The sequence below is a fragment of the Alteromonas sp. KUL42 genome (assembly GCF_006538325.1).
Classification (GTDB): Bacteria; Pseudomonadota; Gammaproteobacteria; order Enterobacterales; family Alteromonadaceae; genus Alteromonas.
The window spans coordinates 87,974-104,451 of sequence record NZ_BJKK01000012.1; the positions used below are offsets into that span (position 1 = coordinate 87,974).

The 16,478-nt window shown below is 42.8% G+C and carries 12 protein-coding genes and 1 pseudogene; 6 read left to right on the forward strand and 7 right to left on the reverse strand.

All coding sequences use genetic code 11. The annotated features are described in order from the left end of the window. Positions 1 to 138: 138 nt before the first annotated feature. Entirely contained in the window at positions 139 to 1,077 is a 939-nt protein-coding gene (gene mdh, locus EYR97_RS15560; protein ID WP_131094583.1) for a malate dehydrogenase, read from the reverse strand. A gap of 237 nt (positions 1,078 to 1,314) precedes the next feature. Between mdh and argR the strand changes: the two genes are divergently transcribed. Then, the gene (gene argR, locus EYR97_RS15565) at positions 1,315 to 1,779 is read left to right on the forward strand and encodes a transcriptional regulator ArgR (protein ID WP_131094584.1); all 465 of its coding nucleotides are present in this window, start codon (positions 1,315 to 1,317) and stop codon (positions 1,777 to 1,779) included. A 398-nt stretch (positions 1,780 to 2,177) separates the two neighbouring features. Here argR and EYR97_RS15570 read toward each other — a convergent pair whose 3' ends face one another. Then, positions 2,178 to 5,207: a TonB-dependent receptor gene (locus EYR97_RS15570; protein WP_131094585.1), complete on the reverse strand. Its 3,030-nt coding sequence runs from the start codon at positions 5,205 to 5,207 to the stop codon at positions 2,178 to 2,180. 380 nt (positions 5,208 to 5,587) lie between these two features. Between EYR97_RS15570 and EYR97_RS15575 the strand changes: the two genes are divergently transcribed. From EYR97_RS15575 to EYR97_RS15595, 5 genes and pseudogenes are all read left to right on the forward strand, one after another. Beyond that, positions 5,588 to 6,481, forward strand: a complete 894-nt coding sequence (locus EYR97_RS15575; protein WP_131094586.1) for a PhnD/SsuA/transferrin family substrate-binding protein — start codon at positions 5,588 to 5,590, stop codon at positions 6,479 to 6,481. Next, entirely contained in the window at positions 6,481 to 7,437 is a 957-nt protein-coding gene (locus EYR97_RS15580) for a hypothetical protein (RefSeq protein ID WP_131094587.1), read from the forward strand. Before EYR97_RS15575 ends, EYR97_RS15580 begins: the two co-directional genes overlap by 1 nt. A 233-nt stretch (positions 7,438 to 7,670) precedes the next feature. Next, a complete protein-coding gene (udk, locus tag EYR97_RS15585; RefSeq protein WP_131094588.1) occupies positions 7,671 to 8,294 on the forward strand; it encodes a uridine kinase in 624 nt (207 codons plus the stop codon). A 12-nt stretch (positions 8,295 to 8,306) separates the two neighbouring features. Beyond that, entirely contained in the window at positions 8,307 to 9,518 is a 1,212-nt protein-coding gene (locus EYR97_RS15590; RefSeq protein WP_131094589.1) for a NupC/NupG family nucleoside CNT transporter, read from the forward strand. A 167-nt stretch (positions 9,519 to 9,685) separates the two neighbouring features. After that, positions 9,686 to 10,524 (forward strand): annotated as a pseudogene (locus tag EYR97_RS15595) (2OG-Fe(II) oxygenase family protein). Positions 10,525 to 10,585: 61 nt separating this feature from the next. On the opposite strand, the gene EYR97_RS15600 reads toward EYR97_RS15595, so the two are convergent. The 5 genes from EYR97_RS15600 to EYR97_RS15620 all read right to left on the reverse strand — a co-directional run bounded on the left by EYR97_RS15600 (position 10,586) and on the right by EYR97_RS15620 (position 16,417). Next, on the reverse strand, positions 10,586 to 11,752 hold the full coding sequence (locus tag EYR97_RS15600) for a tetratricopeptide repeat protein (protein ID WP_131094590.1): 1,167 nt from the start codon (positions 11,750 to 11,752) through the stop codon (positions 10,586 to 10,588). A 60-nt stretch (positions 11,753 to 11,812) separates the two neighbouring features. Then, positions 11,813 to 12,535 (reverse strand): 3'-5' exonuclease, encoded by a 723-nt coding sequence (locus EYR97_RS15605; RefSeq protein ID WP_258313260.1) that lies wholly within the window; start codon positions 12,533 to 12,535, stop codon positions 11,813 to 11,815. Next, positions 12,528 to 14,357: a DUF294 nucleotidyltransferase-like domain-containing protein gene (locus EYR97_RS15610; RefSeq protein WP_131094591.1), complete on the reverse strand. Its 1,830-nt coding sequence runs from the start codon at positions 14,355 to 14,357 to the stop codon at positions 12,528 to 12,530. The genes EYR97_RS15605 and EYR97_RS15610 overlap by 8 nt, the downstream gene beginning before the upstream one ends. A gap of 83 nt (positions 14,358 to 14,440) precedes the next feature. Further along, complete coding sequence (locus EYR97_RS15615; RefSeq protein WP_131094592.1) at positions 14,441 to 16,147, reverse strand: sodium:solute symporter family protein; 1,707 nt, start codon at positions 16,145 to 16,147, stop codon at positions 14,441 to 14,443. A gap of 3 nt (positions 16,148 to 16,150) precedes the next feature. Further along, entirely contained in the window at positions 16,151 to 16,417 is a 267-nt protein-coding gene (locus EYR97_RS15620; RefSeq protein ID WP_131094593.1) for a DUF4212 domain-containing protein, read from the reverse strand. Positions 16,418 to 16,478 lie beyond the last annotated feature (61 nt).

The window sequence follows — 16,478 nt, forward strand, 5'->3', positions numbered from 1 at the left end:
TTTATTGAGGTGTTTGGAGTTGGCGAGGCTTTGATAAGTAGGCTCTCCACCGCATGAATGCGGTGGCGAAGCCTACAGGGAAGTATTCACGGCGTGCCTACGTTCAAAGGCCCGTCAATGATACTTGATACTCACGAATTAGCCGTTTACGAAGTCAACGCCTAGCTTGATGTCGCCACGTAGGCCTTCAAGCATGTCGTTTTTGGCTTTCTCTTCGAATGCGCTAAGCTCACCGTATGGCAAGATTTCTTCAACGCCGTTTGCGCCAAGGCGAACAGGGTGTGCGAAGAAAGCTGCGTCATCGCTGTCATCAGTTTGTACATAAGTGTACTCAACCACGTTCTCGCCCTGCATAGCAGCAACAAGAGATAGACAGAAACGCGCTGCTGCTTGACCCATAGAAAGGGTTGCAGAACCGCCGCCAGCTTTAGCTTCAACAACTTCAGTACCCGCGTTTTGGATACGCGTAGTAAGGCTAGCAACTTCTTCGTCAGTAAACTCTACGCCTTCAACTTGTGAAAGCAAAGGAAGAATAGTCGTACCAGAGTGACCACCAATTACCGGAACGTGCACAGACGCTACATCTACACCTTTAAGTTCAGCAACAAACGTTTCTGCACGGATAACGTCAAGCGTAGTTACACCGAAAAGTTTGTTCTTGTCGTAAACACCTTTTGCTTTAAGCGTTTCAGCAGCAATAGCAACAGTAGTGTTAACTGGGTTAGTGATGATACCAACACACGCATTCGGGCAGTTATCAGCTACACCTTCAATAAGGTTTTTAACAATGCCGGCGTTGATGTTGAATAGATCTGAACGATCCATACCTGGCTTACGTGGCATACCAGCTGGAATAAGAACTACGTCTGCTCCAGTAAGTGCACCAGCTAGGTCATCTTTACCGTGACCGGTTACTTTAACTGCAGTTGGGATGTGGCTCAAATCAACAGCAACACCTGGAACTACTGGCGCTACATCGTATAGCGCTAAATCTGAACCTGCTGGCAATTGCGTTTTCAACAACAAAGACAGCGCCTGACCAATACCACCGGCAGCACCTAACACGGCTACTTTCATACCATTTCTCCTATGGGATTACTTCACGTATTTAAACGGAACGTCACACTAATGCAACGCGGGGGAAAACTCAATCACCGGATGGTCTTAATAGCCTTATTTCAGGCTATTTTTATCCGATATTCATTATCATGAATGATTATGCAAACAAATTGCGCAAAGTCCACCTGTGGGGCACAATATAGGCATAATAAATTTTATATCTTATAACGACCGACAAAATAGAAAAGAGCGCTAATGGCAAACGCAAAACAAGAGCAATTGATTAAAGCTTTCAAAGAAATTCTCAAAGCTGAGAGCTACGGTTCACAAGGTGAAATTGTTGACGCTTTAAAGGCACAAGGCTTTGACAATATCAGTCAGTCAAAAATTTCCCGTATGCTGAGTAAGTTCGGTGCGGTACGTACACGCAACGCCCGTGGCGACATGGTGTATTGTTTGCCGCCTGAACTTGGCATGCCAACAGCGAAAAGCCCACTAAAGCAGCTTGTTTTGGATATCGTTCACAATAATGTGATGGTGATTATAAGAACCAGCCCCGGTGCAGCGCAACTTATTGCTCGCCTACTTGATTCTTTAAGCAAAAAAGACGGTGTACTTGGTACCATCGCTGGTGATGACACTATTTTTATTGCGCCCGCCGATGTATCTGAAATTGAAGAACTACGTCAGCGCGTCGAAGACTTATTCGAAAACGTATAATTATATCTCCTCATTTACGTACTCAATACAAATAAGGTGTTGGGTACGCTCCATAATAAACTTACCTTTTTAGAAAAAGTCACTGAATTGACTCTAGTGAATTTCTACGTGTAGGCGTATTCCCAATACATACTTTCACTGTTAAGTTTCTCTCAAAAGACATCAGCCCAATAAATCATGCCGATATAAACCCTGCGGCTTCGCAGTATTTATTCATTAACCTTGTTGTAAGTGGTGAATATAGAAAATCGATGGAATAAGAAGGGATAACTTGAAGGGATTACTTTTAGAAAAGCGAAATACATACGCAGCAATATATCAGGCATAAAAAAGTGCCACCCCCGAAAATGGAAAGTGGCACCTAACACTACAACTTTTATGTTGTTAACTACAGCTTATTAGAAGCGGTAGTTAACACCTACACGTAGTTCCCAAAGTGATGCATCACCTTGGCGACGCTCTGGGTTTGCAGTACCCACAACTGCTGTGTTGAATGAAGTTTCTTCAAGAATACCCCAGTCATCATTCAGCATGTTAGTGAAGTTATCAACAATGAAGAACACCTGTGCTGTGTGATCTTTGTTGAACGCTGGAATATCTTGTCTAACTGCGATATCCACTTTCGCCCACCAAGGACTTTCTTCATCGTTACGCTCTGCACCCATTGGTAGTACGTTGTTGCTATCCAAGTATGGAGTGAAGTTAAAGATACTATTAACTTCATCTTCAGAGATTGTGAAGCTGTAAGGCTTGCCAGATTGAGCCAACGCAAACATCGAGAAAGTTGTATCATAACCATCGAAGAATTGTGTTGTATAACGCAAGTCTAACGTTAAGCGATGCTTAATGTTCCAATCAGACAGTGAAGACACTTCTTCGTTCGGGTTAGTGAACGCACGGAATTGGAAGTTAGAGAACGCAACCGAGCTTGTCATTGGTTGTACGTCTTCTGCGTGGCTGTAGTTGTAGCCCGCAACTAGCGCAATGCCGTTATCCCACGCTTTATTCATGGTGGCAGTTAATGAGTAAGAGGTTGACTTCTCACCAGAGTTAGTTAGCTCAAGAGAACCTAGACCTGTGCGCTCGTATTGAACATAGCCTTCATCATTAAAGCCGACAGGCTCAATGCCTTTGTACTTAATCATTGCTTGGTCTTGCGTAATGCTTACCAAGGCGTCGAAGTTAAATACATAGTCGTCGTCTGTAATGTGCGTTAAACCAGCAGAAATTTTCCATTCACTTGGCATTTCGAAGTTTGGATCTAGGTTGTTTGGTTCGAAGTTACTACCCTCACCAGCATCCATTCTAGCATCAAGATCGCCTGGTACTGAGTAACCTGGCCCTGGTGTTACGCCATCTTCAGTGTTAACCCAAGTAATGCTGCCATCGAAAAGACTTGCGTAATCGCCTCTAACTTCGCCACCAGTAACGTTAGTGTTTTGGTAGTTGTTTGTCATCCATACGTTCGGGTTACCGCCTGAGAACAAGCCGAATCCACCGCGAACTTCAGTGCTGTCACTAACTGTGTAGTTGAAGCCAACACGTGGTTGTAGCAAATCAATACCATCTAGGTTAGCAGAGTTACTGTAGCCGTAAGATTCAGTAAAGTCTGTATTTTCTAAAGGACGGTCAGATGTTGTGATCCAGTCGTAACGAAGACCAGCAACAATTTTCAAGTCGTCAGTTAGGTAGAACTCATCCTGTGCGTAAGTTGAGTGTGAAGTGTAACCCCACTCAGCAGCACGGTCATTTAGGTCACCAGAGTATGCATAGCCATAGTCAATACGTGCGTTTGTGCCATTTGCAAAATCTTCAATGCTATTGAATGAAATTGTAGTCTCGGCGTGCTGAACGAACAAGTTGAAAATGTCTAGCTTGTCATTCTCATAACCGAAAGTCAGTGTGTGACCATTGTCGAAGTAGTAATTACCGCGGAACATGATGCTAGTTGCATCCCAGTCAAGATCGTTTGCTTGACGGCTGTCGTCTGAACCAAGATAAACAGATAAGTTATCAGAGTTATCATCTGGATCGTTCGCCATTCGGATAATGATTTCACCAAAATCATTTCCACCTGGAGTACCGTCACCATACAGTGAACGCTGCAGGTTATCTAGCTTAGTACGTGAAACACGGATTTCAGTTGAGAACTTGTCTGTCCAGTCAGAGTATAGTACACCGATGAAAGATTCTAGTTCTGCGCCGCGCTCGTATAAGTGACTGCTGAATTCGAATTCATTAGAGTCACCGTCTGATTGCGCAAAATTATTTCCGTCGTTGTAGTTATACGTCAATGCAAAACGGTGCTGATCGTTGATGTTCCAGTCTAACTTAACAAGTAACTTTTCATCTTCGTTAGCCATGCTTGAAGGCACACTACCGGCATCAAAACCATAAACACTTTGAGAAATTTGTTGGATTTGCGCTACTTGGTCTTGTGTAATGTTAACTTCGTTAATTGCACCAGAACCAATTGCACCACGGTCGAAGGTGTTCGCACCTTCTAGTTTCTCGTAGGCAGCAAAGATGAATAGCTTATCTTTAATAAGCGGTGCACCAACAGAGAAGCCGTAACGTTTTTCAGTATAACCGCCTAGGTTAATGTCATCACCTTCTAGTGAATCACCACGTAAGCTGTCACTACCGTAGTCGTAAAATGCAGTTCCGTGAACTTCGTTAGTACCTGTTTTACTTACCGCACTGATGTTACACGCAGAGAAACCACCGTAAATTACGTCGAATGGCGCGATTTCTACTGAAACACCTTCAATAGCGTCAAAAGAGAAAGGCATTCTTTCAGTTGGGTAACCGTTAGAGTTAAGACCGAAAAGGTCGTTCATGCGAACACCGTCAACAGTCAAGCTGTTGAAACGCGGGCTCTTACCCACACACTGGATACCGTTGCTGCCGCCTTCATCTACATAGATACGCGGGTCAATACGAACGATGTCTGTGATGTCACGGTTAATTGCAGGCGCTTCTTGTAACGTTTTCAAGTCGAAGCTAGCAACTGGACCAGTTTGACCAAAAGCAAGGCTGCTTACTTGAGAACCAGTAACAACGATGTTTTCATACTCTTGTGCTGGCTGAAGAACACGTTCGATTGTTGCTGAATCGCCAAGTTCAAGATAAACGTCGTTAATAGTTTGGTCAGCGAATTCATCTGAATCGATAACAACAGTGTAAGGACCACCTACGCGAAGACCGCGAAGACTAAATGTACCACCGCTGTTTACTGTTACAGTTTTAACCGCACCTGTAGGAACGTGAGTTACTGTAACTACAGTACCTGGAGCTGGGTTACCTTGCGGGCCCATAATCTTACCGTTCAGTTCTGACGAAGTAACTTGCGCCATTGCTGTCGAAGACAAACCGATTGACAGCGCAACCGCAGCCGCTATACGACTGAATTTAGCTGATGAACTCATGTGTGTGTTTCCCTTTTTGTTTGAATATCTTTTTGTAGGGTCGTTTTGTAGGGTAAGTCCCGTCGACGACCTCAATTAATGTCTACCACTAAAATTGTCATCAAAATACATGTCAATTTTATTACAGTTTTACATTTTTATTTAACAGCAATCCCCCGAGGCTTCTGACCTTGCTAAAAATTACTTGACCAGATGGTCAGGTTAATTTACTTATTATTATTATTGTCAATCATTGGTGATTAGCTGAACCTATTCTTGCCAGATATATGACTAATAACCAGCGTTTAATAAAAATCAGGTTAACCTGTAATATATCATTAAAATTCAATAATTTAACCAATTAAAATAAATTTACCTATTGCAATAAGTAACCTTAACTGATGAAATCCTCATATAAATCGTTAATTCACTTGGTCGTTTTTTTGGCTAATTTTAGAATTGTTGCTTCTGGAAAGTGGATCATATTTCTCCTCACTGCATGTATTTGCGGTGCGGTAAACTATTTTCAAAATTCCACCACTTATAGTGACATCGCACCACAAACTGGTCAATATTTAAACTGCAAGACCAAATTGCAGGGTAATGATGATGTATTTTTTGCCTATGTGACCGACGGAAGAATTGCCCAAATGGTCAGTGAGAGATTGTGTGCAAACACCACCATAGAGCGTCAATACAGTGAAGTGAAAGTAATTATTGGGCAAAGTGACTACGATACATTTAGATATATAAATCATGGCGTAGTCGATCTTGCCTTGGTCAAGCACAATGTTGTTGAAGCTTTTGGCGCTGACCAAATATATGGCTTAACTAAAATAGCCGCCCATCCTGACTATTCTGCGTTCTTTATTGCACTTAGAGAAAAACCACGCCTCAATAAAGAATACCTGCTTGGTAAAAAGATAGGTTTGTTGGATTACCCAAGTAGTCGCTCAGGGCACATTGTGCCTAAAACCGTTTTACAAGACTTAGGATTGAGTGATAACAACCTAGATATTGTTTACTTTAGTTCTCATCAAGAGCTACGACGTGCACTGCTAGCCGGCGACGTAGACATTATTTCTACTTATTGGGCGGAAGAAGATGGCAAGCGCTTTTCACGAAACTACGCTACCCCTTTACAAGAGAGTGTAAGTGGCATGCAGTGGTTTTTAAAAATGCAGACCCAGAATACCGATTTATATTGTGCAGTTCAGTCTGTTGTAGAAGATATTTCAAAAAATCATCCTCGACCCTACTATAAAGATATTACATTAGAAGCGGGGTGCAATTAGTGACTTCGTCCAATGTACAACTTCAATCTAAACCTGTAATAGCACTTAATTGGCTGTGTGTATTTCTCGCTTTTCACACAGTTGCATTTATTGCTCAATACATCGGAAATGAAACATCTATTCACAATGCAATAGATAAAGTTGAAAGACGTATTAGTTTAGATAGCGCATTTTTAGATGTGGGTAATAACACGTTAAATACACCCGTTAATGAATACGCCATATATCGTTACTTAGATAAACTAAATACCACATTAAAAGCGCAAGTTTCTCCAGTACTGGTAGGTGCTATTCAAGAAATAACCGTTAAGGATGAAACATTAAGCACTTTCCCCGAATTGCACCAAACGTCGTTTGTAAACGCAGAACAAGAAATTAGCATACTGCTACGCACCAAGTCGCCTTTGCAAGGGCTGTCATTCAGTTGGGTAGCACTTGTCGCCTCTTTATTGGTTGCACCGTTTTTTGCTTTTGCTAGTAGACGGGCAATAAGAAAGGCTATTGCAGAGGCAGAAGCGCCACCGCCTCAACCTAGACTGATTATAAATTTACAAGATAAAACCATATCAAATGGTATTAATGACAAAGTGGTTACGCTACAAAACAAGCCACTGTGTTTTTACACTGCCTTAGTGAAATACTGTATTGAAAACCCCAATGCGCCCTTGCCTCCTCATAAAGATGTGCCCCATGAATTGATGGCACTGGCAAATAAAAGCTTTGGGCGTTTAATAGAGTTAGGACACACAAAGCGGAAGCGCCCAGACTTCAATGCCAATTTAGATAAAACGTTAAGTGAGATACGCGCAGCGCTTGATGAAGTCTTTACTGGATTTATTGAAGAGAAAGAAACTTATTACCCACCAAGAGCACAAGGTGAAGGTTCTCGCTCTAAGCAACACTCCTATGCACTACCATCAATTAAAAAAGAGGATATTGAAATTATTGGAAATTAACGCAAGTTGCTCGCTGTTATTTACTGAGAAAAACTTGCAGTTATCAATAAAGTGAAATAAAAACTGACCATTTGGAAGACTTTTTGTTTTATTTCTAATTGCCTGCAATGCATTGAAAATACAATAAAGTTGAAGCAAAGACTGATCCATAAACGAAGATCTTGTGAATATTACATTGATTCGCGAGGCCTAAACGCGTATCTTTGCTTCAAGAAAATCAGCTTTATAGTACTATGCAATCGCCATTAATTATTGCCATTTCTGGAGCTTCAGGCTCTGGAAAGTCTCTTTTTACAAAAAATTTGTTTAACGGTTTTTGTGCTCAAGGCCGCCCTGTGCAAGTCTTGCGTGAAGATCATTACTATCGCGCTCAAGATCATTTACCGATGGAGCAGCGTGAGAAAAATAACTACGACCACCCAAATGCGTTTGAGCATGAGCTTTTAAAAGCACACCTTCAAGCACTGCGTGAAGGTCAACCTATAGACTACCCTCACTATTGCTATAAAACGCACACTCGCCTACCAGAAACAGAGCGACTAAATCCCGCACCTGTAATTATTCTGGAAGGCATTATGTTGTTAGCACGCACCGACCTTCTGCCGTTATACGATGTAAAAATATTCATTGATACACCATTAGATATCTGTCTTATGCGTCGAATGATGCGCGATTTGAAAGAACGCGGTCGAAGCATTGAATCAGTGGCAAAACAGTACGAAGAGACTGTAAAACCTATGTATCACCAGTTTATAGAACCAAGCCGCTTCACTGCCGACGTAGTGGTGACGCAAGGTGGAAAAAACCAAATTGCACTCGATGTGATCAAATCACACATTCAGCAAGCGCTTCTTTAAGGGAATAAATCTATGGTAAGTTTATTGGGCATCGCGCTCCTATTGGCTATTGCTTTTTCGCTATCTTCAGCGAGAAGCAGTATTAATTGGCGTACGGTGGGTGGCGCTTTTGCTATCCAGGCATCAGTTGGTGCATTCGTCCTTTATTCTGAACCAGGTAAAGAAGTGCTGTTGGCTGCAACCGAATTTGTAGCCAACATTATTGGTTATAGCCAAGAAGGTATCGATTTCTTATTTGGCCCAATTGGCAATAAGTCTATTGGGTTCATTTTTGCTTTTAACGTACTGCCTGTTATCGTTTTCTTCTCCGCCCTCATTGCCGTGCTTTATCACATAAAAGTGATGGGCGTTGTCATTAAGGTTATTGGCGGCTTTTTGCAAAAAGCACTCGGTACTAGCCAACCTGAATCTATGTCTTCTGCTGCAAACATTTTTGTAGGCCAAACCGAAGCACCCTTGGTGGTTCGTCCTTTTATTCCTCATATGACAAGCTCAGAGCTATTTGCTGTTATGGTAGGTGGTCTTGCTTCTATTGCGGGCTCTGTAATGGCGGGCTATGCGGGAATGGGGGTCGATCTAAAATACCTTTTAGCAGCCAGCTTCATGGCGGCACCAGGCGGACTATTGATGGCCAAGATCATCTTGCCAGAAACCAGTAAGCCCAATGAAAATTTAAAAGACGTAGAAGCGGAAGATACCGGCTACGCCAACGTATTCGATGCTGCTGCCAGCGGCGCAGCATCAGGCATGCAACTCGCGTTGAACGTGGGGGCCATGCTATTAGCTTTCATAGCACTTATCGCTTTAGTAAACGGCCTTGTTGGCTGGACAGCTGAGCTTTTTGGTTATGAAAACGTAACGTTTGAAGGGATCCTGGGTTATGTACTTCAACCTCTTGCATGGGCAATCGGCGTACCATGGGAGGAAGCACAACTTGCAGGTAGCTTTATTGGTCAGAAAATGGTGGTCAACGAGTTCGTTGCTTACCTCAATTTCTTAGAAAACCAAGCTCAGCTATCTGAAGCGTCTCAGGCCATTATCACCTTTGCACTTTGTGGTTTTGCAAACTTCTCTTCTATCGCTATTTTGATGGGTGGAATTGGTGCTATGGCACCAACACGCAGAAAAGAAATTGCGCGACTGGGGTTAAAAGCTGTTATTGCTGCAACGCTATCTAATTTAATGAGTGCCGCTCTAGCGGGCTTTTACCTCACTCTCGGTTAAAACATTCAAATTAGACCAATTGGTCAGTTTTTACTGGACTAATTGGTCAGGTTTATGTAAATTACGCGCAAATTCCTCGCGGGGTTGATTTGTATCAAATTCCGCGACTTTTTTCTGTAGCCCGTCTACCTTTATAATGCCGCAGTCAAAATATACGGGATAAAGTTATGCAATTAGTTGCTGTTGATTATCAAGCGGAAAACGCACAAGAAGAATTCGTAAAGTCGCTTCGTGAGACTGGTTTTGGGGTTTTAAAAAATCACCCTATCCAGCAGTCATTGGTACAAGGTATTTACGATAACTGGCAGGCTTTCTTCGATAGCGAAGAAAAAATAATTACTTGTACAACAAAGGTAAGCAAGACGGATTTTTTCCTCAGAGCGTTTCTGAGGTAGCGAAAGGGTTTACCAAAAAAGACATTAAAGAGTACTACCACTATTACCCATGGGGTCAGTGCCCTGAGTCATTGTTGCCACAGATTTCTCAGTATTATGGAGAAGCCAATACGCTTGCAAAAGAGTTACTTGGATGGATTGAAAAGCACTCTCCGGCTGAAGTGAGCGACAAATACAGTCAACCTTTAGGTGACATGATCAAAGACTCTGATCAAACATTGTTGCGTATTTTGCATTACCCACCATTAAAAGGTGATGAAGAAGTTGATGCTATTCGCGCTGCTGCTCATGAAGATATTAACTTAATTACTATCTTACCAGCGGCAAATGAACCGGGACTACAAGTTAAAGCAAAAGACGGAAGCTGGCTTGATGTTCCTTGTGATTTTGGGAACTTGATTGTAAATATTGGTGACATGCTTCAAGAAGCATCAGGCCATTACTTCCCGTCAACAACCCACAGGGTAGTGAACCCAGATGGCGCAGACATGACGAAATCGCGTATTTCTTTGCCATTGTTCTTACACCCTCGACCAGATGTTGTTCTTTCAGAACGTCATACTGCGGGGTCATACCTGCAAGAGCGCCTTCGCGAGCTGGGCGTAATTTAAATTAAGTTCCTTTTGTAGTGTTATTTTGCCACGGCTTGTCCGTGGCTTTTTTTGCCCAAATTTAGCTGCTTGCAATGGCGGCAAGCTTAGACATGTAGCGCGTTTTATCTTGGTCATTGTCTGCCTGCTTTAACGCTTGCTGCAGGTAGCGTTGTGACTGGTGAATATCGCCTAATTCATGAAGTACCTTCGCCATGCCAAACAGTATTTCGTGATGCCCATCATCTAACCTCAACGCTCGTTGATAATGGCTAAGGGCTTGTGCAAGTGCCCCTTCATCAAATGCTTGCTCTCCTAATATAAAATGATAAAAAGGGTTTGTTCTTCTTTTGGTCTTTACCATTTCTGTAATGGCCATGGCTTCATCACTACGCCCTTGGTGGACGTACAAAATGGACAAATTTTCCCACGCAGTAAGATTATCCTCATTTAAAGAAAGTGCGTGCTTGTAGGTTAGTTCCGCTTGGTCAAGCGCGCCTATCTTACGATAAAGCACGCCTAAGTTAACCCAGCTCTGTTGTAGCTGCGGAGACATTAACGCTGCAGCGCGAAAGTACCCATAGGCCCGTGTATATCGATTTGCCACCAGCGCATCTGCACCTTTGTTGTTATAAAACATCGACAGTACTTTTTGTTTTGAAATTACCTTGCGTGGAAATGGACTGCGCAACATCTGCGGGTCAAAATCTATTGTTACTGCCGACGCTCCTACAGAAACTAGCAGCGGGTTATCCGGCACAGAAACCTGCAGATTTATGTGTCCGTTGAGCAAGCTATAACCGTCCCTTCTCGTCCAGTATTCAGGTATATCAATTTCATAGAATTCAGCGTCTAACCCAGCATGCTCCGCAAGTGCATAAGCCATAATTGATAATGACAAACAGTTCGCAGAGCGATTGTTGAAGGTAGAATTTGCTACGGTATTCGCATTATTTCGATACACAACAGCACCATCATTTTGATCAGAGTGCTCAAACAGGGATTTTGCAAACCGCTTGGGGTTTTTCTCAGAAATACTAATTTCGTAAACCGCTCTTTCAGCAAATGCCTTGGCGTCATCATCGAGAAAAAAGATTTCCTCTGGAGTCTCAACTGCGAAAAGTTGATAGGTGGGGAAAAGCGCATCGTTAAGCAGCGTTGGAGAATTTGACGTAGTCTGTTTGTCTGTGGATTGGCACGCAAATAACAGACAACTTATGAATAAAATAAATGTGTTTCGAGCATACATAATAGGCACCTTCTCTTTACTCGATATAAAGAGTATAGCCCACATAGAGGATTTAACATTTTATTTAAATGTATCCCTACCTAATGTATATCGCCCTATCGCTTTAGTATGAAGAAGTACACTTAAATTATCCTGGCTATTTACACCTAGTTGCTGTAATTGCGCGAAAAACAATTGCAACGTGGCTAGGGCATCATCAAGGGCATTGTGTTCGGGAAAACTGGGTAAATCTAAGCGCTGTCGACACACGGTAAGTGTTGCACTGTTATTTGGTAAAACTTGGTGTTGTTTGTTCAGTTGATACAAAGCCAGTTGCAGTGTATCGATATAAACAACGTCTAAAGGTGGGAATTTGTAGTCGCGGAATACCTTATCTAACGCTTTTAAGTCTAAACTCGCATTGTGAAATACAAGCACCGAGCCTTGAATAGCTTCACAAAGTGATGACAATGCTTTATCCAGCATAATCCCCTGCTCTAGTACATCATGGGTAAGCCCGTGTATTACAGGGCTTTGCCCAAGGTCTGCCGTGGTATTGATGACATGGTAGCCACAAGAAGACAATTTCACCTTATTGTTTAAGCCACTTACGTAGCCAATAGACGTAATATCCGTTGTACTTGGGTCTAGGGAAGTAAGCTCAAGATCAACAGCCGTAAACACTGTGTCATTTAACATTACGTTTTTGAGGCGAGCTCTAAAAGGGCTTTTAAACACACCGCCCTCGTTAATGACTTTTTTCAACAGAATTAAGAACTGACTTAACATGGATATATCAGCCAACACCGCCTGAAAACTTCATTACCATCGCCTGATTAGTCCGTTCAATGGCTTTAAATGCAGCCTTAAGTTGATGTTTTTCAATAGATGATAAAGTCCCTACAGAAACACAATTGTCTGTGACTTTATTTTCCAACTGATGACGCCAGCGCAACCTATTCAGAAACAACCATATGTCTCGTAAATTCGCTGCATCTCGCTTTGAAAGCTGAGATTGCTCAGACAATGCTTCTAAACGGGCGAGAGTACTGGGCAACGGTATACCATCTGCCAAAGCATAAATACGAGCAATATTATTGATAAGTGCCACTGCACGGGTTTTCAAATCAATGCTATCTTTTTGCTTTCTTCCTTTTTCATAGGAAAACTTTTGAAACATAGACAAAGGCACCGCCACATCATTACTTTGGCGTACCAGTGCAGCAAGAAACATCTTCTGTTGAAGCAAGGGTGCACGTCGCTTTTGAAGTTCTTTGAATAAACTGGTATCACCCGCAGCGCATCGTACATCCAGATAAATATTGAAATGCATGATTGCTTCTTTGGTTGGTGACTTTACCCATTGCTGTGCTTCTCTCACTGCCTCATCAAGTGGGAGTCGCAATTTGGGATTGCTGGCCATAATGTTCCCGTCACAAAGCTTAATGCCACATTTTGCTAAGCCATTGCATACATAGCTCGCCATATCAGCAAAATATTGCGCTTGTTGTGTATTGGGTGTGTTGGCTAGAAGTAAACCATTGTCTTGATCAGAGCCCATAGTCTGGTCTTCTCTCGCCTGAGAGCCATATACTAGCCATGCAAACATCATCGGCGCCTTGCCGTGCTCCTGCTGAAAAAAGCCAATTAACTTTCGGGTCATAATATCAGTGGCTTGTGAAAGTATTTTACCTGCTATATCGAAGTCACCTGCACGCTTGGCATGTGCTGCAAAATAATGCGGTAGCTGCCACGATAAGCGTGTTAACTCGTATAGATTCTCTGCCTTTGACAATTCACCGATAATAAAAAGAACATTACCGCGTTGATGACGAATAATATCACTTGCCGTAATCATACCAAGTGGCTGAGTGCTTGAAGGGTCGATAACTGGTAGGTGATGAATATTTTTCTCTGTCATTAACGCCATAGCGTCAAACAACGTTCTATTGCCACCAATTTGCGCAGGGTTAAGGGTCATTATTTCGCGCACGGATAGTGCTGTGTCGACAGATTTTGCAACTACACGAGAGCGTAAATCTCTATCGGTGACGATCCCCACCACTTTAGTATCTTCGGTAATAAGTAAAGAAGATACTTTCTTTTTCGTCATTAACATTGCAGCATCAGCGATAGATGCAGAAGTTTCAATAGATACAGGAGCTTTATTGATGACGTCCGTTAGCCCCTTATAGAGCCACATGGAATTCGAGTCAGACATTGCATGATTTTGCAGCGCATTGTTCTGAAGTCCGGCAAAAAAACTCTTAACTGGCGCCAAATCAAGAAGCGCATACATGGCATCAGCATTAAAGCAATAAACCAAACCTGGGCTGTCTACGGTAACACTAAGTGGTAATGCTCGTTTTTCTAATATGGATGGGTAGCCAAAAAAGTCACCTTCGCTTAAGTGGCGTGTTGTGCCATCACCATCTTGCACAGAGAATTGACCACTCTGTATCAAGTAAAGTTTAGGCGCACTGCCGCTAAGCTCATTTGCATTGTCGGCAGTTAAATACAGTAAGTCTGTTTGACCAATTAACGTAGCGCGAATGTCGCTATCTAATGCATCAAAAGGCGCTGATGTAGAGAGAAAATCTTCAACTTGTTTTGCGATAACGGCCATAGTTTTTTACTCATAAAACGAAAAACCAACCTACTCGCTTTCACTAATAGGTTGGTTGTTTTACTTTTTAACAGTTCACTATCTTAGTGAGCAGACGCTTGACCTGCACCTTTTGGATAACGAATGCTTTCTACCAGTTCCTGAATTTCTTCTGGCGCTTCATCGGTAGCTTTGAACACTAGGAAAGCTACAACAAAGTTCACTATCATGCCCAGTGTACCGATCCCCTCAGGAGATACACCAAACCACCAGTTGCTTGGGTTATTCGCAGCAGGATTTACAAACTTGAAGTAGATGATGTAAGCCGCTGTGAATACTAGCCCTGAGAGCATACCAGCAATAGCACCTTTATCATTCATACGCTTGCTGAAAATACCCATGATAATTGCAGGGAAGAAGCTCGATGCCGCCAAACCAAAGGCAAAGGCCACCACCTGTGCAACGAAACCGGGCGGATTGATACCGAAGTATCCTGCGATAACAATGGCCACACCCGCAGCAAGTCGCGCATACATCAGCTCAGCTTTATCGGTAATATCAGGCATGAAGTTACGTTTGAGTAAGTCATGTGATACCGATGTTGAAATTACCAACAATAAGCCCGCAGAGGTAGACAATGCAGCGGCAACACCACCAGCAGCAACCAGTGCAATTACCCATGCTGGTAAGTTCGCTATTTCAGGGTTTGCCAATACCATGATGTCACGGTCAACTTTCATTTCGTTGCGCTCATCACCTGAATAGAACATCTTGCCGTCGCCGTTTTTATCTTCAAAACCAATTAGGCCAGTTTGTTCCCAGTTCTTGATCCAAGATGGAGCTTCTGCATAGCTAGTACCCGTCATTTCTGAGCCGTTTATGGTCTCAATCATGTTTACGCGAGCAAACGCAGCAAGTGAAGGTGCAGTGGTATACAAGATAGCGATGAAAGCCAACGCATAACCCGCAGATTTACGTGCATCGTGTACTTTTGGCACGGTGAAGAAACGAACGATAACGTGAGGTAGACCCGCAGTACCCACCATTAGAGCGAACGTAATAAAGAACACATCAATAGTACTTTTCGTGCCAGAGGTATATTCATTAAAGCCTAGTTCCACTGAGAGCATGTCGAGTTTCTGCAACATATACATTCCCGAACCATCTGCTAATGTAGCGCCAAAGCCAGTTTGAGGAAGAATATGGCCTGTTACCATGATAGAGATAAATACCGCAGGAACGATATAAGCAAAGATAAGTACGCAATACTGCGCTACTTGCGTATAGGTTATACCTTTCATGCCGCCAAGAACGGTGTAGAAGAAAACGATAACCATACCGATAACAACACCAGATACGATATCAACTTCTAAGAAACGGCTAAATACTACACCAACACCACGCATTTGGCCTGCCACATACGTAAAGCAAACGAAGATTGCGCAGAATACGGCAACGGTACGCGCCGTCTGTGAGTAGTAGCGATCACCGATGAAATCGGGTACAGTAAACTTACCGAATTTACGTAGGTAAGGCGCTAAACATAACGCAAGTAGTACGTAACCGCCGGTCCATCCCATGAGGTAAACCGCGCCGTCGTAACCCATGAACGAGATAAGACCCGCCATTGAAATGAACGAGGCCGCAGACATCCAATCAGCTGCTGTAGCCATACCATTCATAACAGGTGGAACACCGCCACCGGCGACGTAGAAATCGTTTGTTGAACCTGCTCTAGCCCAAATTGCAATTGCAATGTAAAGCGCAAATGAGCCGCCAACGATAATAAATGTAAGTGTTTGAACGTCCATGGTTTACTCCTCGTCTACACCGTAGCGTTTATCCATAGCGTTCATTTTTGCCATGTAGACAAAAATCAAAGCAACGAACACATAAATTGAGCCTTGCTGAGCGAACCAGAAGCCCAGTTTAAAGCCAAAGAATTGAATTTCGTTTAATGCATCGACAAATAATATGCCGGCACCAAATGATACGATGAACCATACGACCAAAAGCTTGGCAAGGAGTGAAAGGTTCTCCTTCCAATATGCTTTTTTATCGTCTTCGTTTCTAAATGCCATTGTTTCACCCTCATGTCAGGTTAACTAGTTGTTATGTTTTTACATTTTCCTAACGCCCGGC

What these genes read in the sequence shown, in the direction of transcription:
- argR (WP_131094584.1), top strand. Translation starts at nt 1,315, where the DNA reads ATGGCAAACGCAAAACAAGAGCAATTGATTAAAGCTTTCAAAGAAATT.
- EYR97_RS15600 (WP_131094590.1), bottom strand. Translation starts at nt 11,752, where the DNA reads ATGTATGCTCGAAACACATTTATTTTATTCATAAGTTGTCTGTTATTT.
- EYR97_RS15620 (WP_131094593.1), bottom strand. Translation starts at nt 16,417, where the DNA reads ATGGCATTTAGAAACGAAGACGATAAAAAAGCATATTGGAAGGAGAAC.
- mdh (WP_131094583.1), bottom strand. Translation starts at nt 1,077, where the DNA reads ATGAAAGTAGCCGTGTTAGGTGCTGCCGGTGGTATTGGTCAGGCGCTG.
- EYR97_RS15610 (WP_131094591.1), bottom strand. Translation starts at nt 14,357, where the DNA reads ATGGCCGTTATCGCAAAACAAGTTGAAGATTTTCTCTCTACATCAGCG.
- EYR97_RS15575 (WP_131094586.1), top strand. Translation starts at nt 5,588, where the DNA reads ATGAAATCCTCATATAAATCGTTAATTCACTTGGTCGTTTTTTTGGCT.
- EYR97_RS15570 (WP_131094585.1), bottom strand. Translation starts at nt 5,207, where the DNA reads ATGAGTTCATCAGCTAAATTCAGTCGTATAGCGGCTGCGGTTGCGCTG.
- EYR97_RS15615 (WP_131094592.1), bottom strand. Translation starts at nt 16,147, where the DNA reads ATGGACGTTCAAACACTTACATTTATTATCGTTGGCGGCTCATTTGCG.
- udk (WP_131094588.1), top strand. Translation starts at nt 7,671, where the DNA reads ATGCAATCGCCATTAATTATTGCCATTTCTGGAGCTTCAGGCTCTGGA.
- EYR97_RS15590 (WP_131094589.1), top strand. Translation starts at nt 8,307, where the DNA reads ATGGTAAGTTTATTGGGCATCGCGCTCCTATTGGCTATTGCTTTTTCG.